This is a genomic window from Salmonella sp. SAL4457, assembly GCF_046548235.1.
Taxonomy (GTDB): Bacteria; Pseudomonadota; Gammaproteobacteria; order Enterobacterales; family Enterobacteriaceae; genus Salmonella; species Salmonella enterica.
The window spans coordinates 1-261 of the sequence record NZ_JBGDZO010000736.1; the positions used below are offsets into that span (position 1 = coordinate 1).

At 59.8% G+C, this 261-nt stretch carries 1 protein-coding gene; it reads right to left on the minus strand.

Annotated elements, in window-relative coordinates:
- Window positions 1–261, minus strand: a 261-nt coding sequence (locus tag ACLJNW_RS26105) for a ribonucleotide-diphosphate reductase subunit beta (RefSeq protein WP_410961490.1), incomplete at both ends; no start/stop codon positions are given.

A 261-nucleotide genomic window follows, 5' to 3' on the forward strand; every position in this document is an offset into this window, starting at 1 on the left:
TCCCACAGGTGCGGGTTCTCGATCTTGATCTGGTTGATCACGTCGATACCGAAGTTCAGGTGCATCGACTCGTCGCGGAGGATGTACTGGAACTGCTCGGCGGTGCCGGTCATCTTGTTGCGGCGGCCCATGGAGAGGATCTGGGTGAAGCCGCAGTAGAAGAAGATGCCTTCCAGCACGCAGTAGTAGGCGATCAGGTTGCGCAGGAACTGGCGGTCGGTTTCCGGGGTGCCGGTCTGGAACATCGGGTCGGAGATCGAG